This window comes from Acidaminococcus sp. CAG:542, assembly GCF_000437815.1.
In the GTDB taxonomy this organism is placed as follows: Bacteria; Bacillota; Negativicutes; order Acidaminococcales; family Acidaminococcaceae; genus Acidaminococcus.
The window spans coordinates 1-937 of the sequence record NZ_FR902053.1 but is presented as its reverse complement, the minus strand read 5'-3'; the positions used below and the strand labels follow the sequence as shown (position 1 = coordinate 937).

Genomic DNA, 937 nt, shown 5'->3' with positions numbered 1-937 from the left:
TTTCTGCTGTTCTCTGTGGACAATTTTGATTTTTCGATGTGGTGAGTAAAAATAGAAAACCTTATCTGCTCACCTATTGGTGGTAATGCTACTGGTAATCCACGCAATTGCTTCATATTGATACTTGCGATTCCTGTTGTCTGTTTTGCAGCTTTCAAAAAATATTTTCTTGCAGATTTACATTGAAGATATTCTTCAAAATATTCCGGTGTTAATAAATTACAATTTAGTCTCACCCTAAAAATATGATTTTGGTGAATACAATTTTTGGGTGGATTTATTATAACAGCACCTCTTCCTACCTTATCTGGATCACCACCTTCAGTAATTAAAACATCATTAGATTTTAATCTGTATTGTTCTACCTCTGCTTTAGTTGCTAAAATTGTTTTAATGGTCGACCAGTCAATAAATCCTCTTTTAACGTTAGAAACAGCCATATAAGGGACTTCCAACAAATTATTATCTTTTGTCTTTCTACCCTTTGTTATTCCAGAGACAATATTTGAAACTTGATATAAATTACAAATGCTGTAATTTTCATTCAGTCTATAGTGTTGCCTTTCATTACTAAACATCTCCACAAATCGGGATTGGCTCCTAGGCAATGAATTTCTGATGGGCATTCTTGACGTTTTTCTGGTTGATCATGGCGTACTGCATGGTGGTATCGATCTGGGTATGGCCCAGAAGCCGCTGGACCTGTTCTATGGGCATCCCCTTGTCGATGGCCCGGGTGGCCAGGGTCCTTCTGAATTTGTGAGGATGGACCTTGGGGATGTGGAGTTCTCTCCCCAGAGCCCGGAGCCTGCTTTCCACTCCGCTGATCTGCAGCCGGTTATAGGGCTGGAGCAGAGAAACAAAGAGAGCCGGATTGTCATCCTTCCGGCTGTCCAGATAATTTTTCAGATGGATCTTGGTCCGTGCATCAAAATAC

The 937-nt window shown here is 40.0% G+C and carries 2 protein-coding genes; both read right to left on the bottom strand.

Annotated features, from left to right (window positions below):
- The coding region (locus QVO43_RS03735; protein WP_288174469.1) for a restriction endonuclease subunit S at positions 1-578 on the bottom strand (578 nt) is incomplete at its 3' end.
- 22 nt (positions 579-600) lie between these two features.
- Positions 601-937 (bottom strand): tyrosine-type recombinase/integrase (locus tag QVO43_RS03730; protein WP_288174468.1); only part of this gene is annotated, 337 nt, incomplete at its 5' end.